At 43.9% G+C, this 25,138-nt stretch carries 19 protein-coding genes and 1 tRNA gene; 11 read left to right on the top strand and 9 right to left on the bottom strand.

Annotated elements, in window-relative coordinates:
- Positions 1 to 5: 5 nt before the first annotated feature.
- Positions 6 to 587 (bottom strand): helix-turn-helix domain-containing protein, encoded by a 582-nt coding sequence (locus DWX84_RS09170; RefSeq protein WP_036613898.1) that lies wholly within the window; start codon positions 585 to 587, stop codon positions 6 to 8.
- A gap of 159 nt (positions 588 to 746) precedes the next feature.
- A complete protein-coding gene (rpsO, locus tag DWX84_RS09165; protein WP_005860800.1) occupies positions 747 to 1,016 on the bottom strand; it encodes a 30S ribosomal protein S15 in 270 nt (89 codons plus the stop codon).
- A gap of 170 nt (positions 1,017 to 1,186) precedes the next feature.
- Here rpsO and typA point away from each other — a divergent pair, with 170 nt between their 5' ends.
- Positions 1,187 to 2,983, top strand: a complete 1,797-nt coding sequence (typA, locus tag DWX84_RS09160) for a translational GTPase TypA (RefSeq protein WP_005864133.1) — start codon at positions 1,187 to 1,189, stop codon at positions 2,981 to 2,983.
- Between the two features lie 102 nt (positions 2,984 to 3,085).
- On the opposite strand, the gene DWX84_RS09155 is transcribed toward typA, so the two are convergent.
- The 3 genes from DWX84_RS09155 to DWX84_RS09145 form a co-directional block, all read right to left on the bottom strand.
- Positions 3,086 to 4,834 (bottom strand): LruC domain-containing protein, encoded by a 1,749-nt coding sequence (locus tag DWX84_RS09155; protein ID WP_121961143.1) that lies wholly within the window; start codon positions 4,832 to 4,834, stop codon positions 3,086 to 3,088.
- Positions 4,835 to 5,043: 209 nt separating this feature from the next.
- Complete coding sequence (locus DWX84_RS09150) at positions 5,044 to 6,735, bottom strand: hypothetical protein (RefSeq protein WP_121961142.1); 1,692 nt, start codon at positions 6,733 to 6,735, stop codon at positions 5,044 to 5,046.
- Positions 6,736 to 7,000: 265 nt separating this feature from the next.
- A complete protein-coding gene (locus DWX84_RS09145) occupies positions 7,001 to 9,250 on the bottom strand; it encodes a trypsin-like peptidase domain-containing protein (protein ID WP_121961141.1) in 2,250 nt (749 codons plus the stop codon).
- 125 nt (positions 9,251 to 9,375) lie between these two features.
- Here DWX84_RS09145 and DWX84_RS09140 point away from each other — a divergent pair, with 125 nt between their 5' ends.
- Complete coding sequence (locus tag DWX84_RS09140) at positions 9,376 to 11,004, top strand: fumarate hydratase (RefSeq protein WP_005860810.1); 1,629 nt, start codon at positions 9,376 to 9,378, stop codon at positions 11,002 to 11,004.
- Positions 11,005 to 11,094: 90 nt separating this feature from the next.
- On the opposite strand, the gene DWX84_RS21625 is transcribed toward DWX84_RS09140, so the two are convergent.
- Positions 11,095 to 11,253: a hypothetical protein gene (locus DWX84_RS21625; protein WP_008778786.1), complete on the bottom strand. Its 159-nt coding sequence runs from the start codon at positions 11,251 to 11,253 to the stop codon at positions 11,095 to 11,097.
- A gap of 211 nt (positions 11,254 to 11,464) precedes the next feature.
- Here DWX84_RS21625 and DWX84_RS09130 point away from each other — a divergent pair, with 211 nt between their 5' ends.
- The 3 genes from DWX84_RS09130 to DWX84_RS09120 all read left to right on the top strand — a co-directional run bounded on the left by DWX84_RS09130 (position 11,465) and on the right by DWX84_RS09120 (position 14,328).
- Positions 11,465 to 13,204, top strand: coding sequence for a tetratricopeptide repeat protein (locus tag DWX84_RS09130; RefSeq protein ID WP_005864137.1), 1,740 nt, complete (start codon positions 11,465 to 11,467; stop codon positions 13,202 to 13,204).
- Between the two features lie 101 nt (positions 13,205 to 13,305).
- Positions 13,306 to 13,656, top strand: a complete 351-nt coding sequence (locus DWX84_RS09125; RefSeq protein WP_005864139.1) for a DUF3244 domain-containing protein — start codon at positions 13,306 to 13,308, stop codon at positions 13,654 to 13,656.
- 75 nt (positions 13,657 to 13,731) lie between these two features.
- Entirely contained in the window at positions 13,732 to 14,328 is a 597-nt protein-coding gene (locus DWX84_RS09120; protein ID WP_005864140.1) for a hypothetical protein, read from the top strand.
- An 896-nt stretch (positions 14,329 to 15,224) separates the two neighbouring features.
- Here DWX84_RS09120 and pnp read toward each other — a convergent pair.
- A complete protein-coding gene (pnp, locus tag DWX84_RS09110; protein ID WP_005864142.1) occupies positions 15,225 to 17,465 on the bottom strand; it encodes a polyribonucleotide nucleotidyltransferase in 2,241 nt (746 codons plus the stop codon).
- Positions 17,466 to 17,668: 203 nt separating this feature from the next.
- Here pnp and DWX84_RS09105 point away from each other — a divergent pair, with 203 nt between their 5' ends.
- The 3 genes from DWX84_RS09105 to DWX84_RS09095 all read left to right on the top strand — a co-directional run bounded on the left by DWX84_RS09105 (position 17,669) and on the right by DWX84_RS09095 (position 19,904).
- Positions 17,669 to 18,826 (top strand): TlpA disulfide reductase family protein, encoded by a 1,158-nt coding sequence (locus tag DWX84_RS09105; RefSeq protein WP_005864144.1) that lies wholly within the window; start codon positions 17,669 to 17,671, stop codon positions 18,824 to 18,826.
- 197 nt (positions 18,827 to 19,023) lie between these two features.
- A complete protein-coding gene (greA, locus tag DWX84_RS09100) occupies positions 19,024 to 19,494 on the top strand; it encodes a transcription elongation factor GreA (RefSeq protein ID WP_005860822.1) in 471 nt (156 codons plus the stop codon).
- A gap of 14 nt (positions 19,495 to 19,508) precedes the next feature.
- The gene (locus DWX84_RS09095; protein WP_005860824.1) at positions 19,509 to 19,904 is read left to right on the top strand and encodes an HIT family protein; all 396 of its coding nucleotides are present in this window, start codon (positions 19,509 to 19,511) and stop codon (positions 19,902 to 19,904) included.
- Positions 19,905 to 20,145: 241 nt separating this feature from the next.
- Here DWX84_RS09095 and DWX84_RS09090 read toward each other — a convergent pair whose 3' ends face one another.
- Together DWX84_RS09090 and DWX84_RS09085 are read right to left on the bottom strand one after the other, a co-directional pair.
- Positions 20,146 to 21,258 (bottom strand): PspC domain-containing protein, encoded by a 1,113-nt coding sequence (locus tag DWX84_RS09090; protein WP_005864147.1) that lies wholly within the window; start codon positions 21,256 to 21,258, stop codon positions 20,146 to 20,148.
- A 12-nt stretch (positions 21,259 to 21,270) separates the two neighbouring features.
- Positions 21,271 to 21,597 (bottom strand): PadR family transcriptional regulator, encoded by a 327-nt coding sequence (locus DWX84_RS09085; protein ID WP_005860828.1) that lies wholly within the window; start codon positions 21,595 to 21,597, stop codon positions 21,271 to 21,273.
- A gap of 187 nt (positions 21,598 to 21,784) precedes the next feature.
- On the opposite strand from DWX84_RS09085, the gene DWX84_RS09080 reads away from it, so the two are divergent.
- From DWX84_RS09080 to DWX84_RS09070, 3 genes are all read left to right on the top strand, one after another.
- Complete coding sequence (locus DWX84_RS09080) at positions 21,785 to 23,590, top strand: long-chain fatty acid--CoA ligase (protein ID WP_121961139.1); 1,806 nt, start codon at positions 21,785 to 21,787, stop codon at positions 23,588 to 23,590.
- A 62-nt stretch (positions 23,591 to 23,652) separates the two neighbouring features.
- Positions 23,653 to 24,778, top strand: a protein-coding gene (prfB, locus tag DWX84_RS09075; RefSeq protein ID WP_121961138.1) for a peptide chain release factor 2 whose coding sequence is annotated in 2 segments (ribosomal slippage) — positions 23,653 to 23,715 and positions 23,717 to 24,778 — 1,125 coding nt in all. Because the reading frame shifts where the segments join, the coding sequence is not laid out codon by codon here.
- Between the two features lie 77 nt (positions 24,779 to 24,855).
- A tRNA-Ile gene (locus tag DWX84_RS09070) sits at positions 24,856 to 24,929 on the top strand.
- Positions 24,930 to 25,138 lie beyond the last annotated feature (209 nt).

Here is a 25,138-nt window from a genome sequence, read left to right as displayed (position 1 = left end):
CGGATTTAATAAGGTGTATAGACAACTCCTAAGATTCGAGCCCTGTTGTCGGCTGCCGCATGTACATGATGCGCCACGATAGAATCATAATAGATGCTATCGCCTTCCTCTAGGATATAGGTGTTTTTTCCGTAGTTAATCTCTACGACGCCACTCAATACGTAGATAAACTCCTCTCCCTCATGCGTGGACAGGATGAAATCCTCGCCTTCCTCGGAGGGAGCGATCTCGATCAAGAAGGGTTCCATATGGCGGCCGGACTTATCTTGTGAGAGCGAGTGGTAATCCATATGCTTGTGTCCTTGTGTCGCGTTGTTCGTGAACCCGATACCATCGGCCTCGCTGTCCTTTTTGCGGCATACGACTGGGCCTAGCTCCGCTTGATCATCCAAGAATGTACCCAAACGTACCCCTAATACCCGTGCTATTTTGATAAGAGGGGCCAAAGATGGAAAATCCAAGTTACCCTCGATACGTTCTATCTGTTCGATACCTAACCCGGAGCGTTCGGCTACCTCCTCGATAGAGAGTTGTTTCGATTCCCGGATATTTTTAATTTTCGCGCCTATAATTTTGTTGTTTCCCATGTGTATGATTTGTTATTTATAGTCCTGTAATGTTTGATAATTTGATACTAAACGGCGCAAATTTACATTAATATTTTATTATATCTAGGATTAAGACAAATAAAAAGGGCAATACCCATTTGGGATTGCCCTTTTTAATATTTTCGAGTAAGCTTTTTCTTACTTTCTGATACCAAGTTCTTTGATGATAGCGCGGTATCTCTCGATGTCAGTCTTGATCAGATAGTCCAATAAACGACGACGTTTACCTACCAACATCTTCAATGATCTTTCCGTAGCGTAATCTTTGTGATTCACTTTCAAGTGCTCTGTCAAGTGAGAGATACGGAATGTGAACAATGCGATTTGGCTCTCAGCAGAACCTGTGTTAGTTGCTGATTTGCCATACTTTTCAAATAATTCTTGTTTCTTTGCTGAATCTAAATACATGATTCTTTTTACTTTAATAAATTAATACTATGTTATCTAAGCGGTCGCAAAGGTAGGCATTCCTTTTTGATTTGCAATAGATTCTACTATCTTTTTTGTGTTTTGAAGCATGAATGTCATATATATATCGTAAAAATATCGTATTTTTGCAGCCAATAAATTAGTCTTCAATGCAAAAGATCAGAAACATTGCGATTATCGCGCACGTAGACCACGGCAAAACGACGCTCGTGGATAAGATGTTATTAGCCGGTAAGCTTTTCCGTGAAGGACAGGCAGAACCGGATCAGTTCATGGATAACAATGATCTGGAACGGGAACGAGGTATCACGATTCTTGCCAAGAACGTGTCTATCAATTATAAGGGATATAAGATCAATATTATTGACACTCCGGGCCACGCCGACTTTGGTGGCGAGGTGGAGCGTGTCTTGAATATGGCGGATGGTTGTTTGCTATTGGTAGACGCCTTTGAGGGGCCTATGCCGCAAACTCGTTTTGTTTTGCAAAAAGCGATTCAACTGGGTTTGAAGCCGATCGTGGTAATTAATAAGGTGGATAAGCCGAATTGCCGCCCGTCGGAAGTGCAGGAAATGGTATTCGACTTGATGTTTAGTCTGGATGCTACCGAGGAGCAGCTTGACTTCCCTACTATTTATGGTTCCGCCAAGCAGGGCTGGATGTCCGAGGATTGGAAGGAGCCGAAAGAGGATATAACGGCTGTGCTTGATGCGATCATCAAGTATATCCCCGAACCAAAGATGTTGGAGGGTACTCCGCAGATGTTGATTACTTCTTTGGATTATTCTAAGTATGTAGGTCGTATCGCTGTAGGACGTGTACACCGTGGCGAGTTGAAAGAGGGCCAAGATGTCATGCTTTGTAAGCGTGATGGTAGTATGGTGAAATCGAGGATCAAGGAAGTGGATGTATTCGAGGGCTTGGGACGTACGAAAGTTGATTCCGTGCAGTCCGGGGATATTTGCGCTATTATCGGTATCGATGGTTTCGAGATCGGTGAGACAATCGCCGACGTGAACGAGCCGGAGCCATTGCCAACGATCGCTATCGACGAGCCTACGATGTCTATGCTTTTCACGATCAACAATTCTCCGTTCTTTGGTAAGGATGGTAAGTTCGTTACTTCTCGTCATATTTTTGACCGTTTGCAGAAAGAATTGGATAAGAACTTGGCTTTACGCGTAGTTCCTACTGATTCCGCTGATTCTTGGTTGGTATATGGTCGTGGTGTGCTTCACTTGTCTGTATTGATCGAGACGATGCGTCGTGAGGGATACGAGTTGCAGGTAGGTCAACCTCAGGTTATCATCAAGGAGATCGATGGTGAGAAATGTGAGCCGGTAGAGCAATTGACGGTGAATCTTCCGGAGGAATGCTCTAGCCGTATTATCGATATGGTAACGAAACGTAAGGGCGAGATGACCATGATGGAAAGCAAGAATGGTCGTATGCACTTGGAGTTCACGATTCCTTCCCGTGGTATTATCGGTTTGAACAACGCTGTATTGACCGCCTCTGCCGGTGAGGCTATCATGGCACACCGTTTCTTGGAATATCAACCGTGGAAGGGTGATATCGAACGACGTATGAATGGTTCGATTATCGCTATGGAGACAGGTCAGGCTTTCGCTTATGCCCTGAATAACTTGCAATCCCGCGGGCGTTTCTTCATCGCCCCGGGCGAGGAGGTTTACGCTGGACAGGTGGTCGGAGAGCATACCAAAGACAATGACTTGGTGGTAAATGTCACCAAATCCAAGAAGTTGACGAATATGCGTGCCTCTGGTTCGGACGACAAGGTTTCCTTGGCTCCTCCTATCGTATTCAGCCTAGAGGATGCGCTTGAGTACATCAAGGGCGATGAGTACGTAGAGATCACCCCGAATAATATGCGTATGCGTAAGATCATCTTGGATGAGACAGAGCGCAAGCGCCAAGGTAGATAAATTCTTCTATTGAATAAATATAAAAAACGGCGACCTTTTAAAAAGGCCGCCGTTTTTATGTGTTATAGGATTTTAGAGATCCTTCAATGGGTTCGCGTAACTTCATTCTTTATTTTCCGGATCTTTCTTCTCTTCATCCGAAGTCGTGAATTTTATTACAAGCGATTCATCTTTAGGAGTCTCATACCAATCTCCGTGCGCTTTGCGGTAATCCTGATCAAAATTATAGGCATTGTCAATACTCTTATTCTCTATACACCAATGGAAAGGTTTATTTTCCGAATAAGGGATATCCAACACATATGGGTATAGATCCGTATTCTTTACGTTTTTACTTACCGGTCCCTTCCCGTTATCAATGTAAGGCATGATCAGTTGAGTTGAGCTATATGTTAATGTCTTTGTAATCCCACTTTCCGGTTCCTTGTCGAATTTTCTCACATTGACATATCCATTGACATCGGAGAAAAAGGGAGTTAGTCCATTGGCGTCCTTAAATCCAAATTGGTTGTGGAATGTACAGCCTTTAGCCAGTAACTGGGCATAAACATCTGCGGTACTCTTATCGGTATATGCTGTGATGCTATAATATATGACAGCGTCATTGAAATCGAAATCGCCTTGGTTTGGATAATTATCTTCGAACAAGAGGAATCCTTTCTTGTTCGTTTGCGATTCTATGACGGGAGGGGTTACCGGCTCTGCCGGCTCGATGGCAACGGGATTACTTTCGATTAGACAAAGCATATCGTTGTAGTCTCCGTCGTAGGCCCTATAGTTTGGACAACGATTTTCCATTCCCAATATATTTCCTTCAAAATCACCTTCTTGAATGTGGTGGATGAATCCGTTTGCTACGTTTTTCTCTATTTTGAAAGAAGAATTGCCGTATTTTAAGGTATGGCCTATATAATTATGGGAGAATGCCCCATTGTCTGGCACTTTATTGTTATCCGGCCCATTTAATGCCGGGGTGGAGAATTGTGGACGGTCTGTGCCTCGATATACGAAACCGACGTTAAGCCCCTTGTCGAATCTTCCTAGGGGGATTCGGGTATATTCTTCTGTCTTAGCCTTTGGCTGTTCCTCTTTGGAGTAAAAGATATAATTCTCGCCTTGGTTGATCATCTTGAAGTCAATGACTTGGATGGTGCCATTAGTCTTTCCATAGAAGGTGCAGTCGTCTAAAGTGAGATTCTCCATCTTCTCGAAGGGATATGTATAGAACCAAATTTTACCATACATATTGTCTTTGGACATTCCTCCATCGCTTATATAGGTCAGCCAAATATCCGCTTTCTCAAAGCTACTGGTAAAAACGGTTTCCGTGATTTTTAGATCAGAGCATCTATATAAATCCTCGCTTTTTACATTGTATGCCTTTTCTGGAAAGTATTTGTTATTGATCAAATGAAGGACTTCATCACTGATCGCACTTGTAGCCCGTAAACTACTTTTGGTATCGCTGCCGATCGTGATGTCCTTTACATCGCTCTCAATAAGTTCCCCATCCCCTCTTAGGATATAGAGTTTCTTTACGTGTGTAGGTACTTCCAGAGCCATATGGATCGGAGTTTTACCAATTAAATAAGGATCTTTGACTAAAGAGCCTTCCTCATAAGGATATTCATAATAAATAGAATATACGGTCCCTTCATGCTGAGAAGATATGTTAACCTGTATGTTCTCGAAATTCTCGAACTGGGCTATGTAATCTTCTTCTTCTTTGGTAGGTTCTTTCGGATCTACCGTGGGGTCTTCTCCTTGAAAAATGTCATGTTTAACGCATGACCCCATTAGAAAGAGCAGACAAAATACCCACACCATTTGTTTCCAGATTTGTGATCTCATAATTTCTTTACCCTATTTGATTAATATTTACAACAACTTTGTTAGATTTTGCAAATCTACGAATTTATTTCATGAAAAATCATTGATAATCAATATTTATTTCAAGCTGTTACGCTTTTATCAAATGTAGGATTGGATGGTGGGATATAAAAAAAGACCCCATCCAAAAGGATGAGGTCTTTTTCTTATTTAGAAAGAATATTTTCTAATTATTTTACTAAAGCTGCGAAGTCAGAGTTAGTCGCGTATTTAGCGAACTCTAAGTCGATAGCAGCTTCCTTAGCCATGTTCTTATCAGCGGCGATAGCAGCCTTCAAGTTGTTGATAACACCGTTAGCGTCGTTCGTACGAGCGGCAACAACAGCCTTCAAATAAGAAGTTACAGCGTCAGGATTAGCGACACCGTTCAAAGTCTGAGAAGCCTTGCTGTAATCCTTAACCAAGATCTGAGCCAAAGCAGCGTTGTTAGTCTTAACAGAACCGAAAGAGTTAACAGCCTTAGCATATTCACCTTGCTCTAAATAAAGAACACCAAGAGCCTCGCTCAATTCGTTTACGCCGGCAGCGTTACCGAACAATTGTTGAGCCTTAGCTTGGTCACCCTTCGTTAATGCGATCAAACCTAAGTTCATGTTAGCGGAAGCGTTATTCTTAACAGAGTTAGACTTGTTGAACATTTGCTCAGCCTTAGCCAAATCACCAGCCTTGAATGCCATCATACCGATGTTGTTCCAAGTACGGTAGCAGTTAGGATACAATTCAGAAGCTTTTGTATAGATAGCCATCTTCTCACCGTCGTTGTTAGTCAATGTAGCGGCGTAAAGGATTTCCTCGATATTCAACTCAGAAGGATTGCTCTTCGCCAAAGCGCTGATCTCGTCGTCAGACTTACCGATGATCTCGATGTTAGCAGTCAAACGAGAACGACGTAATTGCGGAAGGATAGTCTCAGCCAAGTCAGAGTAAACAGCGGAGATATTCTTGATTTCTTTCTCTCTTGTCTCAGGATCTTGGTACATAGAGATCACACGCAATACTAAGTCTTTATCTTGCAAGTTAGAAGCAGAAACTAATTCCTTGAAGCCTTCCCAGTCTTGAGCTGTGTAACGAGCGTCAACCGGAGCGTCAACCTTCATCTTCTTCAATTCCTTGTTCAAATATTTCGTAGTGTTTCCTTCACGATTCTCAGCCAACGTGTTGTTCAATTTGAAACCACCATCAGGAGAAGCGTAAGCGCTGATCTCGATAGCTACATTCTGGTTCGGAGCCTCGTCAGCGTTCTTAACAAGATCTTTCCATTCTTTGATAGCGTCAGAATTCAATTCTTTAGCGCGAAGGTTAGCTTGTTGGATCAAGAACATGATGTTAGCGTCATGAGCCTCTTTGATAATACGTTGGAATTTATCAGCTGCGATAGCTGCTGTAGCAGTAGCTGCGTCTGCCAATTCGGAAGTAGCGATAACGCCTTCACCGATCTTTACGTCCGGCAATTTAACAGTCTTGTTTTTGATCTTCGCGTCGAAAGTCAAATACAATTCTGATTTTTTCATCTCGGGTTTGTAAGTGAAAGAAGACTTCATAGTTACGTTAGCGCCTTCTTTTTGAGGGATTACTTGGTTGTTACCTTTTACTTTCTCACCTTGGTAAGTGTAAGAAGTGCCCCAAGCTTCGCCACCCTGGTAACGCAATACCGGAGTTACAGTTACAACAGCTTTCTTGTTGAACCATTTAGCGGGGAAAGTCGCATTGATCGTTACAGGAACTTTGCCTCCGATAGCCTCTAGCGGCTGCGGCTCTGCTTTAATGTACTGTTCTGCCAACGGTTTCAACTTGTTTGAACAAGAAGAAAGAGTTAAAATGGCTGCCAATACGAAGAATGGCAATAAAAACTTTTTGTTCATAATCTTGATGTAAGTTTAAAATGTTACTATGTTAATATATTCACTTCCAAATTATCCCTTAGCCATTATCGTGCAAAACTAAAGTATTTTTTTGTTATGGATAGCAAAGAAGCGATAAAATCTTTTTAATTAATACTTATTAATGAATCCTAGGCTTGTTTTATACATAAAATATGGGTAGAATTATTGAAAAAATATGGCTGTGTACCTCTTGCCATTCTTTTCAATGGATGGTTTCCCAGAACTCTTATTGTATATTTTTTGATTAAAATATAATCTTTTGTGTATAATGCTCCTCGCCATAGTGCACGGTTAGAAAGTAGACTCCAGATGTTAATTTTAGGAAATGGAGTGTAGCTTGCCTGTCCGTGATCTCTCCGTTTTCCGACACTTTTCCTTGTGCCGAGTGCAATGTATAAGTCGCTTTCTCTATTCCATCCGGCAAAACAAGGTGTACCATGCCTTTCTCCGGACCGAGATGAATGAGTACCTGCTCGTTCGCCTCGAGCTTTTCGTTGCTGACGGGGTTACCGTATTGAATGACGGGATCGATAAACAAGGAGGTGCTAAAACCTGCTTGCGTATATTCGGTAGCTTGTCTCCAGCCGTTTTTATCATGAACCCAAGCCGTATTCCGGGTCGTTTTGCCTTTGGGCAAATTGTAAGCGGAGAAATACGTGTTCTCCGGGACGCTCTTGAGCTTATAGCCGATGTAGAACTTTCCGCTAACGTTCACGGGCTTGGAGAAATGGATATAACTTTCCTGTGACCGATTTAGGGATTTAGCGGTCTCAATAAACGTATCGTCCAATATCGATTTATTGCTGTAGGTGGGTTGGAATGTTTCCGTATATAATAATGTAGAGGGCTTAGAGTCACCGCTGTAAACGGTAACTTCCACTTCCATTTGTTTGTAATTCGCTCCGGCAGGCGGTGTTACGAAATAAGTTCCGTATAAGGTACCCGCTTCGGCTACTTGGTAAGCTTCCGCGTATTCAGTGATATTGGCGGGGTTGTTCCCGAACAAATACGCTTTTTCAGACCCGGGATAGAGCGTACATTCGGCGTTTTCTTGATTACCGGAGTCATAGATGTTGCTCAACCGGAAACAAGGGGTTGATTTATACGGATCAAGTCCCTCGCAAACCTTGGTCTCGTCATCGGACGGGTTTAGCCAATATTTGAGCTGTCTCTCGGGGGTATCGATCGCGTCCCAGGGTTTCTTCAAAGAGAAGAAGTAATCATTCTTCGGACTATTCTCACTGGACTGCCCGCCGGATAACGCTCCGATAATCTCTCCGTCGGCATTGAATAAAGGAGATCCGGAGGAACCGCTGGCCGTATAACCTACTTCCCAAGTCTTGACATGTAAATGAGCGTTCTCGTAAAAAATCATGTTTGGATCTGTCAAGGTAAAGGGAGCCAGATCCTCATCGGATATACTGATTCGCTTTACCGAGTATTGGGGATGTTGGATGCACGTATAGGGGGCAGGTCCTACCTCTTGTGCGTTCCAGCCCGCGTAATAAGGCCTGTAATAAACCGGAGGTGTGGCGGTAAGTTCCAACAAGGCCATGTCTGCCATTTCATTAACCGCCTTGAAGTAAGTGGATGCGGTAGACATCTCTTCCGTTCCTCTTAGGATCGGGTCGCAGAAAGGACTGTTGAAGTTGAAAAAGCAGACGATGCTTCCGGCTATTTTCTCATAATCGGGGTTTTTCATCGTGAATTGCTTGTTCAGACAATGGGAGGCGGTGAGTAGATAAGGCTTTCCGTCATTGTCCGTATTATTTATCAGGGTGCCCGTGCACCCTACACTTCCGTCTATGATCAGGAGAACGACGCTTTGCCCCCATTGGGCGTAATCGTTTGTCCCATCTTGATAGCAAGCTAACGGTGGGATTTTACCGATCAGTGAGGTGTTGTCTCCCGGTTCTAACCCCCGCAAGCTCCGGTAGCCATGGTTGACTTCCCCGACGGTCAGTCTTCCTTGAAAAGAGGCGTTGGCCGGTTCTTGATATTCTATGATCAGGCGATCCCCTTGGATAGGAGAGACCGGCAATAGGTTTAACTCCGAGTTGTTTAGGTGATTGAACGAGCCTAATATCTGTGTCTGGTCCTCATTATATAGGAAGAGCTGGGCGCCTTCGGGCAGTTCATATTCCGAGAAGAGCACGTTGATGGAAAGGGCCCCGGGCGAGTAGATCCCGAGTCTCCATACACGTGTCCCATCCGGCCCGGTGAAAGTTACGCCCGAGTTGTACCGATTGTAATCCGTTATGAATTTATAGGCAAAACGGAAACCGCTTCTTAGGTCGCTCTCATTCAGCGAGTCGATACGCAATTCCTCTTGGACGTCGAACGGAGGCATTTCTTTAAACATCTGTCCGTTTGTACTTCGCATGAGCGATAGCGGAAGCGGGCGGCCTCCGTGGCTAACCTGCGCTTTCAGATTTCCTTGAAAACCGAGCATCGTTAGCAGGAATACAATGTATAAAGAGGTCAACTTTTTCATATCGGGCAAATATAGCTATATTTCTTTACCCCATGATCTATATATCAAGTTTTTTCGCTAAGTTTGCCAATCGAAAAGTACGGACAAACTTAAATAAAACCAATATATAATTAAATTCTAAAGATATGGCAACACCTCCGTTTCACTACGAGCCGATGTTCCAAAAGGGACCGGACACAACAGAGTATTATTTGCTTACAAAAGATTATGTTTCCGTTTCTGAGTTTGAAGGAAAACCGATCTTGAAAGTCGCTAAAGAAGGTTTGACCGCTATGGCTAACGCCGCTTTCCGCGACGTATCATTCATGCTTCGCCGTTCTCACAACGAGCAGGTCGCTAAGATCCTAAGCGATCCGGAAGCTACGGACAACGATAAGTACGTGGCCTTGACATTCCTTCGCAACGCCGAGGTAGCGGCTAAAGGCGTACTTCCTTTCTGCCAAGATACCGGTACGGCTATTATCCACGGCGAGAAGGGCCAGCAGGTCTGGACCGGTTACTGCGATGAGGAAGCGCTTTCTTTAGGTGTTTACAAGACCTACACGGAAGAGAACCTTCGTTACTCCCAGAACGCTCCGCTGAATATGTACGATGAGGTAAATACGAAATGTAACTTGCCGGCCCAGATCGATATCGAGGCTACGGAAGGCATGGAGTATGAGTTCCTTTGCGTGACAAAGGGAGGTGGTTCCGCCAATAAGACTTATTTATACCAAGAGACAAAAGCGATCTTGAATCCGGGTACATTGGTTCCCTTCCTCGTAGAGAAGATCAAGACGTTGGGTACGGCCGCTTGTCCTCCGTATCATATCGCGATCGTGATTGGCGGTACTTCCGCTGAGAAGAATTTATTGACGGTGAAGTTGGCTTCTACTCGTTTCTACGATAGCTTGCCTACGACCGGTAGCGAGGGTGGCCGTGCTTTCCGCGACGTGGAGTTGGAGAAAGAGGTATTGGCCGCCGCTCAGAATATTGGCTTGGGCGCTCAATTCGGCGGTAAATATTTGGCTCACGATGTCCGTATCATCCGTTTGCCTCGCCACGGCGCTTCTTGCCCGGTAGGTTTGGGTGTAAGCTGCTCCGCGGACCGTAATATTAAATGTAAGATCAATAAGGAAGGTATCTGGATCGAGAAGTTGGATAGCCATCCCGGCGAATTGATTCCGGAGGAACTTCGTCAAGCGGGTGAGGGCGACGCTGTCAAGATCAACTTGAACCAACCGATGGCAGATATCTTGAAGGAATTGGATAAATATCCGGTATCTACTCGTTTGTCATTGAACGGAACGATCATCGTGGGCCGTGATATCGCTCACGCTAAGTTGAAGGAGCGTCTGGATCGTGGCGAGGATCTTCCCCAATACATCAAGGATCATCCTATTTATTACGCGGGCCCGGCTAAGACTCCGGCAGGTATGGCTTGTGGCTCGATGGGCCCGACGACGGCGGGTCGTATGGACTCATACGTTGACTTGTTCCAGAGCCATGGCGGTAGCATGATCATGTTGGCGAAGGGTAACCGTAGCCAGCAAGTTACGGACGCTTGTAAGAATCACGGCGGTTTCTACCTAGGATCTATCGGTGGCCCTGCGGCTATCTTGGCTCAGAACAATATCAAGAGCATCGAGTGCGTGGAATATCCGGAATTGGGTATGGAAGCGATCTGGAAGATCGAGGTAGAGAACTTCCCCGCGTTTATCTTGGTAGATAACAAGGGTAATGACTTCTTCAAGCAGATCAAGCCTCGTTGCTGATTCTTTGATCGGTAAAGATAAATGAAAAGCGGTATCCGGCGGCAAGCTGGATACCGCTTTTTTTTTAAAAAAAAAGTCGTACGTGTTTTTTTAATAGGTTAATCCCACGATCCACAACGGTAGTTTCTTGCCAGAGGCGAACTCCATATTGTCAGCCAAGATGAAGGAATCGGGGAGATCCGCTATTCTTATGATACGGGTGCTCGTTTGTGCCAGTAATCGTTCTTGTTTAATAAATAGGCTATCCATACGCTGATTGATTGAATGAGAAATATACGATTTGTTTAAGATAGATAGCAAAAAGTACCCAGATCTGTTAAGAGTAGAAAGCAAAACCTGTAAGTATCCGGTCGTAGCGTACTTTGCGTATTGGTTTTCAAAAGTTTGTATAAATATCAATGAAACTATTACACTTTAATTTTTTACCTTTGTTGCGTTTAAGTGATAAAACAGATTTCCAATGCCTCGTATATACATCCTCTTGATGTCGGTCTTGATCTCGGCTTTTTATGCTTGCGATCATCGGGGGAAGCCTTATCCCGCTACCCTGTTGCAGATCGAATCCCTTGCGGATACAAATCCGGAGGAAGCCCCCCCTTTGTTGGATCGATTGCGGGATAGCCTTTCGTCCTTTGATGAGGAACAGCGTATGTATTATGACTTGCTCGACTTGAAGGTCAATGATAAGATGTATGTCCGGCATACTTCCGATTCCCTGATCAAGCGAATCACCGCTTTTTATGAGGTATATGGCGATCGGGATAAATTACTGGAGTCTTATTACTATATGGGACGTGTCTACCGGGATCTGAACGATGCTCCGGAAGCGTTGAAGTATTTCCAAAAGGCATTGGATGTGGCGGGAGATACGAGAAAGTACCGATTATTGTCCAATGTCTATTCGCAGATGGGGATGCTTTATGATTATCAGAATGTATATGAAGAGGCGATCCGTATGTATGAGAAAGCGGCTGAGTATAAATTACTGAAAGGAGATAGTACTAGTTTGTCTCTTGTGCTGAGAGATATTGCCCGGGTATATGATATGGTCGATAAGAATGACAGTGCGCTTCTCTATTTTCAAAAAGCGGCAATTATAGCGAATGAAACAGGAAATAGACATCGATATTCCGGTATATTGACTGAGCAGGGTGATCTTTACCGGGAATTGGGAATGTATGATAAGGCATTGGAATGTTTGTTTGAATCATTAAAAGATTCCGTAGGCCGGAATATGTACCCCACTTATTCTACATTGGGACATATTTATTTAGAGGTGGGAAGATTGGACTCTGCCGACTACTATTTAAGGAGATGCTTGGATAGTCCTGATTTATATGTTAGAGACGCTATTTATGAGTACTTGTCGTTTTTGTATGAGCGTCGGTTGAATTATCGGGAGGCTATTCGCTATGTCCGTCTTGGCCAGCAAGTGCAAGATTCCATCCGCAAGATAACCGATTCGGAGGAAATCCGTAAAATGACCTCTTTATATAATTATCAAAAGCGGGAAACTGAGAATTTACGGCTAAAGGGCGAGAATGACCGGATGCAGATTCGTATTTACCGGATATTATCCTTGTTCGGATTGGGGCTTTCGATAACCTTATTGTTTATATATAGACTGAAACGGCAGAAAGAGCGGTTGGCTAGGCAGTTTGAGGCGCTTCAGCGGGAAAAGCAAGAACAATATGAGAGAAGTTTTCAATATGTAGAAGCGAATAACGTGAAATTGAATGAATTGGGAACCTTACTATCTAAAGACCATGAAGATACAAATTCATTGCTTCATGTGCGAAAAGAACTTTTGCAAGTGACCAATGAACAAATACAGTTGCGGCGTACCGAGCGTGATTTGTTAGAGTCGGATTTAAGGCATTCGGATATCTATATGAAATTCCATTCCACGAATGAGGCAGATCAGATAATCAGGGAAGAAGATTGGAATGCTTTACGGAAGGAGTTAGATAAGACATACAATAATTTTACGAATCGTCTATATCAGTTATATTCGGGAATGTCATTGATAGAACTCCGGATTTGTTACTTGATAAAGATATCAGTCAAGGTAACTGATATGGCAAAAATCTTGGGTCGCTCCAAACCCTCCGTATCCTCATCCCGTAAACGGCTTTATAAAAAAATAAAGGGAGAGGATGGAACCCCGAATGAACTGGATGAATTAATCGCTGGTCTTTAGCCTTATACAACTCTGCGAACAAAAAGCGAACAAAAAGCGAACAGTGTTTTAGCCCCGAATCCAACCTTATCGGATACTTTTGCAGTCAAAAAATGAATGGGATGAAAAGATTTTTATTTTTGACTTTATTGAGTTGTGTATGCTTATGGACACATACGGTGGCTGGAAGAGAGCATAAGAATGAGCGTGATGAGGAAGAGGAGCGCTCTATTTCTCCTAATCCGGTAGAAGTGAAGATTGTAAATGATGGAATCATGTTCTATTTTATGAAGCCATTAGACAATGTGTTTATACAAATTGTTGATGATAGTGGGATGCTCGTATATGAAGAGTCTGTACCTCTTTCTACTTCTCAGAGCTATTGTATTTCCATGCAAGGTCTTTTATTTAAACCTTATTTAATAAGAGTAGAAGGAGACAACATCTATGAAGAGTTTTTTATTCTTTTCTAAAATTGAATGTGAGGATGATTTGTAATATTTAATTTCTTTGATTATTCAATGTTTAATTTATAAATAGTTTTTTGTATGAAAAAGATTCTAATTTTATCATGTTTGTTTTTGTTTTTTGTGTCTTCTTGTTCTAACCAAGAAGAGGTTATCGTAGGAGATGGTCTTGACTATGATAACATGAGTGAAGAAGATTTGAGGAAATGTGCGGAAGCTAATGGTGCAATTACGTGGAATCAGTTTATTGAACTTATGGGTGAATTTATGGAATCAGAACAATCCCCATTAATTGAGACTAAGGCTACGAGTGAGACTTTTAGTGTGACAGGATATGATAACACATTCTTAGTGGAAGAAAATAAAAAAGTTCTTATCAACAAATCACCTACAAATATTCCTACTGGTTATTACTTTTGTGATATCTATATTGTTAGAAAAATGGTGACCCTTCCGGACGGAACCCTGGGAGTAACTAAAGAGTCTCCAAAATGTGGATTTGATCCGAACTCAATTGGTGGGGGACTGCGAGGTTGTGCGGTAGATGGTCAAACAGGTAATAGATTCTATATGAAAACGGCTGCATATCAAGTTAAATATGATATGCTGGGGCGTCAGTGGAATCGATGGGATCCCAGTTTGAATGCTTTGGTTTGGAATTACGCTTATATTTATTAAACGTTACTGTTTGTGCAGGCTAAACGATGATCATGGCCTGGATATAAGGTTTATGGTCGTTTGTTTAGTCTGTACTAGGTTTGCTATCCGGTAATTTTAGTAATAACATAAAAATTAGTGATGAGGATGTTGAGAATTTCTTTGTTTTGTATTGTTATATACTGATTGATATGTCTCTCACTCATGGATTGATTTACAATGTCTGTATATTTGCCTCCTTTTTCAAGGTAACCAATGGAACTTGATAAATAGAAATGTTTTGTTTGTAAATACTCGATATCTAATGATATTTGATAAGTCGTTAACTTATGGGGGTATAAATCTATATTTGCACCTTTGACTCCTTTTGTTTGTAATTTCGAAAAAGCTAAGCCGTTTTCTAATTTAAATACTTGTGCGTTCAGATTAGAGATACATGATAATAGATTAACATACAAGAGCAAACAGTTTCTCCTAGGGAAAACTAAAGTTTCGTAAGCACAAAACTAAGGTTTCCTCATGAGGAAACAAATGTTTCCATAGCGGAAAACTTTTGTTTTATACTAAGAAAAACTATAAATATCAATTAATCAGTTTTTTAGATGATATATGAAGCATGATCAAATAGATAGCTTGCCGGCTAAGCAATGTCTCCGTCTTCTGCCGCTTCTTGAAAAAGATAGGACTAATAATGCGGTTGGCGAGTAGGGGACGATGGTGTTTTGTGATTGAAAAGTAGTAAATGGTGGTAGATACGAGCCAATAGTGGTAGATGCTATTTATCTACCACCACTCGATAAATAACTTATGACCAATTGCTTATAGCTATAGTTGTAGGTGTGGTAGATGATTTGATAAAAAAATCCCGGATAGCGTTTAATCTACCCGGGATTATATATAATGTATAAGACCTTATCTTAGTCTCTGTACTCCCTGCGAGGTCCGCGATCACCACGATCTTGACGAGGACCACGGTCTCCACGGTCTGGACGAGGTCCACGCTCACCTCTTTCTGGTCTTGGTGGACGTTCCTCGTAACCTTCCGGTTTCGGAAGCAATACCTTGCGGGAAAGTTTGAACTTGCCTGTCTTCGGATCGATATCAACCAACTTGACAGAAACCGTATCGCCTTCCTTCAAGCCGGCTTGCTCAACGGTCTCCAGACGTTTCCAGTCGATCTCGGAAATGTGAAGCAAACCATCCTTGCCCGGCATGAACTCAACGAACGCACCATAAGGCATGATAGAGGAAATCTTTCCTTCATAAACCTCTCCGATCTCAGGAACAGCCACGATACCTTTGATCGCCTTGACAGCCGCGTCGATCGTAGCCTTATTCGTGCCGGAGATCTCGATCTTTCCTACGCCGTCTACCTCATCGATAGATACCGTAGCTCCCGTCTTCTCTTGGATACCTTGGATGATCTTACCGCCCGGGCCGATTACCGCACCGATGAATTCTTTACCGATAATCATCGTCTCGATACGAGGTGCATGAGGTTTCAAATCCTCGCGAGCTTCCGGTTGAGCCTCCAATATCTTGCCCAAGATATGCATACGACCCTCTTTCGCTTGAGCCAAAGCATTCTCAAGGATCTCGTAAGACAAACCGTCTACCTTGATATCCATCTGGGTAGCCGTGATACCGTCTTTCGTACCCGTTACCTTGAAGTCCATATCACCCAAGTGATCCTCGTCGCCTAAGATATCAGACAAGATGGCGTAGTTCGTACCCTTGTTCTCGGAGATCAATCCCATAGCGATACCGGATACCGGTTTCTTCATCGGAACACCTGCGTCTCTCAACGCCAAGGTACCGGCGCAAACCGTAGCCATAGAAGAAGAACCGTTAGACTCCAAGATATCGGAGATTACACGTACTACATACGGATAGTTGTCCGGGATCATACGTTTCAGCGCACGGTGAGCCAAGTTACCGTGTCCGATCTCACGACGGCCTACACCACGTGTTGCTTTGGCCTCGCCTGTGGAGAACGGGGGGAAGTTATAATGTAAAAGGAAACGCTCGTATCCATGGTTCAATACGTCGTCTATCATTTTCTCATCAGACTTCGTACCTAAAGTTACCGTAGATAAAGACTGAGTCTCTCCACGTGTAAAGATAGCGGAACCGTGAGGACCCGGCAGGCAATCTGTCTCGATCCAGATCGGACGGATCTCGGTAGTCTTACGACCGTCCAAACGCTTGCCCTCATCAAGGATGGCACGGCGCATAGCCTCTTTCTCTACATCGTGATAGTAGCGACCGATCATTTCCAGTTTCTCGTCCGTCAACTCCTCCTCGGAGAATTGAGCCTTGTATTCCTCTACGATTTTCTCGAATGCCTCGCTGCGTTCGTGCTTGCCGCTACCGGATGTGGCTACGGCGTAAGCCTTGGCGTAACATTTGTCGTGTACGTCCTTGCGCAACTCGTCATCGTTTACCTCGTGGCAATATTCGCGTTTTACCAATTTGCCGCAAGCCTCGGATAATTCCAATTGAGCCTTGCATTGTACCTTGATAGCCTCGTGAGCGACCTTGATAGCCTCAAGCATCTCAGATTCCTGAACCTCGTTCATCTCACCCTCAACCATCATGATGTTGTCTATGGTAGCGGCAACCATGATGTCGATATCAGCTTTCTCCAATTCCGCGGAAGTTGGGTTGACGATGTATTTTCCATCCGTACGAGCTACGCGAACCTCAGAGATCGGTCCGTTAAAAGGAATATCAGAAACTGCCAAAGCGGCGGAAGCGGCCAAACCTGCTAATGCGTCCGGCAAATCTTCGCCATCCGCGGAGAACAATATAATATTTACATATACCTCAGCGTGGTAGTTGTCCGGGAAAAGAGGACGCAACGCACGGTCTACTAAACGAGATGTGAGGATTTCATAATCAGAAGCTTTTCCTTCTCTTTTTGTAAAACCTCCGGGGAAACGTCCAAAAGCGGAGTATTTCTCTTTGTATTCTACTTGCAACGGCATGAAGTCAACACCCGGGTTCGCATCTTTAGCGGCACAAACAGTGGCGAGCAACACGGTGTTGTTCATACGAACGGTAACCGCTCCGTCCGCCTGTTTGGCCAATTTCCCGGTTTCGATGGTAATGGTTCTTCCATCACCTAACTCGATCGTCTTGTTAATTGGATTAAGCATAATCTTTTTTCTTATTTTTCTATCTGTCAAAAATTGGTGCAAATGTAATGAAAGTTTACCTGTAATTGCATGAAAATGAAAAGAAATAACAGTCTTGAAATACTTTTTTTGAAAAAAGCCTTGAAGAAATACGGAATAATAGTGCCACAATTGTAAAATAATGTATATTTGCACCGGATTAGTAATATAGACAAACTGGAATAATGAAACAAATATCTACGAATTTACTAGCTGTGCTGTGTGTTATGTTGCTTTTGTTCACGGCTTGTAAGAAGAATTCTGATTTTACGGTGGAAGGTGTAGTGTCCGGCGCTGATGGCCAGATGATGTATCTGGAGAATGTAGGTGTGTCGACGGTAGAGTTGATGGACTCCGTAAAACTGACGGCGGCCGGTAAATTCAGCTTTACGAAGCCTCGTCCGGCATTCCCGGATTTTTATCGCTTGCGTCTGAATAACCAATTGATCAACTTCTCGGTAGATTCTACGGAGACGATCTCGTTCGTGGCCGATGCCGGGACTTTCGCTACTTCTTATAGCGTGGAGGGCTCAGAGAATTGCAAGGCGATCAAGAATATTACCTTGGCTCAATTAGACGCGAACCAAGCGATCCATCGTTTACGGAAAGAGTCTGAGTCCGGTCTGTTGGCGGATTCCGTATATTCCCGTCAGGTGCTCGAGGCCGCCGAGGCTTATAAGGACGTGGCTCGTAAGTATATTTATTCCGCCCCGATGTCCGCTGCCGCTTACTTTGCCTTGTTCCAGCAAATCGACGGCTTGCTGTTCTTCGATTTGTATGACAAGAACGACTCGAAGGCTTATGGTGCCGTAGCCACCAGCTTCGATCACTATTATCCGGAAAGCCCTCGTGCTAAGCATCTGTATAACTTGGCTCTTCAATCGATAAAGGTGATTCGTAGCCAGCGCCCGATGGACTTGGATAAGGTGGAGAAGAAAGAGGTTAGTTTCTTGGATATCGAGTTGCCGGATGTACATGGGGAAAACACGAAATTGTCTTCTGTCGCTACAGGTAAGGTGGTGTTGATCAACTTCACGGCCTATATGTCCGAATGGTCTCCTGCCTTGAATATGGAATTTGGCGATTTATATACGAGGTACCACGATAAGGGCTTGGAGATTTACCAGATCTCTTTGGATAATGATGTCCACTTCTGGAAGAACGCCGCTTCTAATTTACCTTGGACTTGCGTGCGTGATCCACAGTCTGTTTACTCTCAGACCGCGGCGTTGTATAACGTGAAACAGCTTCCGGCGATCTTTATCTTGGATCGCAAGGGAAACTTGGTTAAACGGGTGGACGACGTGAAGAAACTTGAGGCTGACATCAAGTCCGTATTGTAAAATGTTCATGATTTAATCATCAGATTTATATGTTATAAAGCACTTTCGTAAACTTGTTCATCTTAGAAAGATAACCTAACTTTGCGGAGTCTTGAAATGATAAAAAAGGGGAGTTCCGGCCATATGACTTGGTCGGGATTCTTTTTTATTATGCGATAATCAATCAATATTAATATAAAGAATAAGGAGGATTTAATATGGCTGTTAGTTATATGACAAAGGACGGCTACGATAAGATTTTAGCTGAAATCAACTATTTGGAGACCGTGAAGCGCCCTGAAATATCAGCCCAGATCGCTGAGGCGAGGGATAAGGGTGACTTATCTGAGAACGCTGAGTACGATGCCGCCAAAGAGGCTCAAGGTATCATGGAGGCTAAGCTTGCGCAGTTAAAAGGTTTGATCTCAAACGCCCGTCTGATCGATGAGAGTCGTGTGAAAACAGATGAGGTTCAGATTTTGAACAAGGTGAAAATTAAGAATACGAAGAATAACGCTGTCATGACCTACACGTTGGTATCGGATTCGGAGGCTAACCTAAAAGAAGGAAAGATCTCCGTAAGCACGCCGATCGCCCAAGGTTTGATGGGAAAGAAGGTAGGGGATGTCGTTGAGATCCGTGTACCTTCCGGCTTGATGACGTTTGAGATTATGGATATTTCAATTTAAAAACAGAAAGACGTATGGCAACTATTTTCAGTAGAATCGTGGCGGGTGAGATCCCTAGCCACAAGGTTGCGGAAGACGATGAGTTTTTTGCTTTCCTCGATATCAATCCGGTAGCCTTGGGGCATACCTTGGTAATTCCCAAGAAGGAGGTCGATTATATCTTTGATATCGATGATCCGATGCTGGGACGGATGGTAGCTTTCGCTAAACGGGTAGCTCGTGCCCAAGAGACCGCTATCGAGTGTAAGCGTGTAGGGTTGGCTGTCATGGGCTTGGAAGTGCCCCATGCGCATATCCATTTGATTCCTATCACGAAGGAGTCCGATATGTATTTCGGCGGGAAGAAATTGGCTGTAAGCCAAGAAGAATTGGCCGAGATCGCCGCTAAGATTAGAAAAGAATTCAAATAATTGAATATAATTTTTTAATTATAAAAAATTGGTTATATTTGTACCCGCTGTTTTATGCGTGACAATATCATGCAAAGGGGACAGCAAATCATTAATATGATTCATTAGTGGTTTTTACTCATAAATTTGTTAACCTTAGAAGAAAGGCCCCTCTGTGACAGAGCGGCCTTCTTTTTTTAAACACACAATAAACATTATAAACTACTAAATCTATATCTTCATTTTACGCCTTCGGATAAGGTTAAGGGAGCCAAACGGCATTCCTGTTCCAATCGTGTACACCGTTCCAATAATTATGCCAGTCATATAGCATACCGGATTGATGGATATATACACCACATAATATAAAGGAGATAAGCCATAAGGCTAATAATATCCATCTTGCTTGCGTCGGTAAGGGGCGTACCTTGAATAATTGGCTGCAAATAGCGTATATCAAGGAGAATATGGGGATACCGATGAATAAGATTGTCCCTATGCATCCCATGATTGCCATTGACAACGGTGCTCCGTTTATCAAGTCCGCTCCGAACGGAGAGAGGTTATAGATGAGTCCGGCCCCACCCATGAGCAACGCGAATGTTACGACTACCAGAATGAATACGACTAGTACTAGCGGTGGCAACAGGAAGATTCCGGCCAATATGATGAAAAACTTCAGGATGAACCCGATGACCAGAACGAAAACATCCGCCAGCTTTTGGAAGAAGTTCCTCGGCTTATCCGAGCTGATAAAGTCGTTCACGTTATTGCTGACTTTCTCGAATCCATCTGTCACGGTCTTTCCGATATTCTCCACCGTCACGCTTTGTCCGCGCATCTCGAGTTTCTCGGTCGCCGTACGTGCCATCGGTACGATGATCCACAACAAAAAGTAAAGCGGAACCGTGATTCCATAGAAGAACATCAGAAGGAAAAGCACGATACGTACGGCAGTCGGGTCCCAATCCATGTAGGCGGCGAAACCTCCGGCGACACCTCCCAGAATACGGTTATCCGGGTCACGCATCAAGCGTTTCTTGGTCGTCTGGGTATGAGTCTCCTGTTGTTGTGCCCGGTAATTATCCTCGTGGTCGGTGCTTTTCTCTTCCTCCTCGAAAATCTCTTCCGGCTTACCCATCCGTTTGATCACTTCCTCTACCTGCTCGATCGTGATGACCTCGTAGCCTAAGCGGACACGCTCGTTAAGAAGTTCCGAGATACGCATCTCGAAATCATCCATGATCTCATCCGAACCCTCTTCTTTGCGGAAGTGGATGCGCAGGTTAGACAGATATTTGTCTAATAATTGGTATGCGTCTTCGTCAATGTGGAAAACTGTGCCTCCCAGATTAACAGTAAGTGTCTTCTTCATCACTCTTTCGTTTTAATTGTTTCTGATGTGGTTTATTGTATCATTTAGTTCCTGCCATGAAGCCTCCAGCTCGCCGAGGAATAGTTCTCCTTTCTCGGTCAGTTGGTAATACTTGCGTGGCGGTCCTTGCGTAGATTCTATCCACTGATAACTTAATAGCTCGCTATTTTTTAGTCGGGTTAAAAGAGGATATAAAGTGCCTTCCACAACGATCAACTTCGCTTCTTGTAACTTCTGAATGATATCAGAGGTGTAAGCGGGTTCCTTTTTGAGAAGCAGGAGGATGCAATATTCCAACGTCCCTTTCCTCATTTGTGATTTTACGTTCTCTGCATTCATCTCTTTTAATTTTATGCTACAAATGTATGTATTACATATGTACTATGCAATACATGCTACTATGAATTATTATTATTTAACCGAATACTTGCACAAAAAGAGCAATTATGTGTAAAAAAAGGACTGATGTCATGTCTTTTAGAAGAGAAAAGCGTACTTTCGCGGTATCAATTCAAAATAAGGAATTATGATTTATTATCATTTCGCCGAGTTAATACACCGTCAGGCAGAGAAATATGGGAACCGTACAGCGTTGAAACATAGAGATAACGCTACGGGGAAATGGTTGAAGATTTCTTGGAGGGAGTTTTCCGATAAAGTTATGCTTACGGCCAAGGCGATGGCTGAGTTCGGGATAAAGGTACAAGAGAATATCGGGGTTTATTCCCAGAATATGCCTCAGTGTTTATATACGGACTTCGGTGCGTATGGTAACCGGGTGGTTTCCATCCCGATGTACGCGACGAATTCTCCGGGACAAATCGAGTACATCATCAATGACGCTAAGATCCGCACGTTGTTCGTGGGTGAGCAATTGCAGTATAATAACGCTTTCAAGGTACAGAAGGACTCTAAGTATCTGGAGCGTCTGGTTGTCTTTGATCCGGCGGTCAAGATGAATCCGGAAGATAAGACGTCCATTTATTTTGATGATTTCTTGCGCTTGGGGGATAACGCGCATGCGGAGAGCACGGTGAAAATACGTATGACGGAAGCCGTTCCGGAGGATCTGGCTACCATTATATATACGTCCGGTACGACAGGTGAGTCGAAAGGCGTAATGCTTCCTCATTCTTGCTATCTGGAGGCGATGCGGATACATGATGTCCGTCTGCCTCTGGTAACCGACAAGGATCTATCCATGAGTTTCTTGCCAATGACTCATATCTTCGAGAAAGCTTGGTGCTATTATTGTCTCCATAAAGGGGTTACGATCGCTATCAACCAAGACCCGAAAATGATCCAGAAGACATTGCCGGAGGTTCATCCTACTTTGATGTGCAATGTGCCTCGTTTCTGGGAGAAGGTGTATGCGGGCGTACACGAGAAGATCAACTCCGCCTCTCCGGCCATGAAGAAGATTTTCTTGGATGCTATCGAGACTGGGCGAAGGTATAATCTGGAGTATAAGAATAAAGGTATTCCGGCCCCGTGTAGTCTGAAGTTGAAGTTCCAATTTTACAATAAAACGGTTTTTACCTTATTGAAGAAGGTATTGGGTATTGAGCGTGGACGGTTTTTCCCGGTGGCGGGCGCTCCGTTATCGGATACGATTAATGAGTTCTTGCAGTCCGTGAATATCCCGATCGCTTATGGCTATGGACTGAGCGAGACGACGGCTACGGTTTGTTTCTATCCGGAGATCGGATTCCAGTTTGGTTCTATTGGTGAGGTAATGCCGGGAGTTCAAGTGAAAATAGATCCGAGGAATAACGAGATCTTGGTGAAAGGCAAGACCGTGATGTCCGGATATTATAATAAACCGGAAGAGACGAAGAGGGCTTTCACCGAAGATGGTTTCTTCCGTACCGGCGACGCTGGTCGTTTGGAGGGTAATACGTTATTCTTTACGGAACGAATCAAGGATTTGTATAAGACTTCAAACGGAAAATATATCGCCCCGCAAGCGATCGAGATGGTGATGAGCGGTGATAATTATATCGAGCAAATCGCTGTTATCGGCGATCAACGTAAGTTCGTGAGCGCCTTGATCGTGCCGGCTTATCCATTGTTGGAGAAGTATGCCGGGGAAAAAGGCATCTCGTTCGAGAGCCGGGAGGAGTTGGTGAAGAACAAGGATATCATTCGTTTCATCGAGGCTAGGGTAGAGGAGCACCAGAAGAACTTGGCTTCTTACGAGAAGATCAAGCGCTTTACCTTGTTGCCGGAACCCTTCATGATGGGATGCGAGCTGACGGATACGCTAAAGTTGCGACGTCCGGTCGTATTGCAGAAGTACGCTACCGAGATAGAGGCGATGTACGAGGAATAACGAGTTTGTCGGCTATCAACTATTTCTTATCTTCGCGGTAAATTTAAAAAAGAAAAGAACATATGATCACATCAGACCAACTACATGACGTGTTGGAGCGCGATAAGGCGCTGAGGGGGTATCTTTGACATCGATAGCAAGACCATTCAGTTAGAAGAGGAGGAGCTACGTACGCAAGACCCCGGTTTCTGGGAAGACGCCAAACGCGCGGAAGTCCAGATGAAGAAAGTAAAGGAGCTAAAGAAATGGATCGAGCTTTACAGTGAGGTACATGCGGCGGCTGAGGAGCTAGAGTTGGCTTACGAATATGTAAAGGAAGAGATTATCACCGAGGAAGAGGTGGACGCGGCTTATAAGAAGGCCCTTCATTTACTGGAAGACTTGGAGTTCCGCAATATGCTTCGTGACGAGGCCGATCAAATGAGCTGCGTGCTCAAGATCAACTCGGGTGCCGGTGGTACCGAGAGCCAAGATTGGGCTTCCATGTTGATGCGTATGTATCAGCGTTGGGCTGAGAATAACGGTTATAAGATCTCTATCGCCAACTATCAGGAAGGGGATGAGGCCGGTATCAAGACCGTGACCTTCAATATTGAGGGCGATTATGCCTATGGCTATCTAAAGAGCGAGAATGGCGTGCATCGTTTGGTACGTGTATCTCCTTACAACGCCCAAGGTAAACGAATGACCTCTTTCGCCTCCGTATTCGTCACCCCGTTGGTGGATGATACGATCGAGGTAAAGGTAGAGGCGGCGGCTATCTCTTGGGATACGTTCCGTTCGGGCGGCGCCGGAGGACAGAACGTGAACAAGGTGGAATCCGGAGTTCGCTTGCGTTATCAGTTCAAGGACCCGTATACAGGCGAGGAAGAAGAGATCTTGATCGAGAATACCGAGACTCGCGACCAACCCAAGAACCGTGAGAACGCTATGCGTCAATTGCGTTCCATCCTTTACGATAAGGAGTTGCAGCATCGTATGGCCGAGCAGGCCAAGGTGGAGGCCGGAAAGAAAAAGATCGAGTGGGGTTCGCAGATCCGTAGTTACGTATTCGATGACCGTCGCGTAAAAGACCATCGTACGAACTACCAGACTTCCGACGTGAACGGTGTGATGGATGGAAAGATCGACGATTTCATCAAAGCATACTTGATGGAGTTCGCCGGAGAAGAAAGCGCGGAAAAATAAGTTTTTCCCTTTAACATTTGCATATCTCGATAATAAATCGTAATATTGCACCCGATTTCAGAGCCTAGCTCTGAACAGGTCCTATAGCTCAGTTGGTTAGAGCACCTGACTCATAATCAGGGAGTCCTTGGTTCAAGCCCAAGTGGGACCACGATGGATGATCGCTAAACAACGTAATATCAGCTGTTTAGCGATTTTTATTTTGCTTGATATGTGCGAAATGTGCCCACATTGTGCCCACCTTTTATTGTCCCTTCTAAAGAGCTTATTGTATTTTCCTTCGCTAAAACTCGTGCGAGAGAAGAAATAAGTTTAAAAAAAATTGTTTTGTTTTAGCGGCACCATCGACACCATCGACAC

This window comes from Parabacteroides sp. AF21-43 (genome assembly GCF_003635435.1).
Classification (GTDB): domain Bacteria; phylum Bacteroidota; class Bacteroidia; order Bacteroidales; family Tannerellaceae; genus Parabacteroides; species Parabacteroides distasonis.
This window is presented reverse-complemented; position numbering and strand designations above follow the sequence as displayed.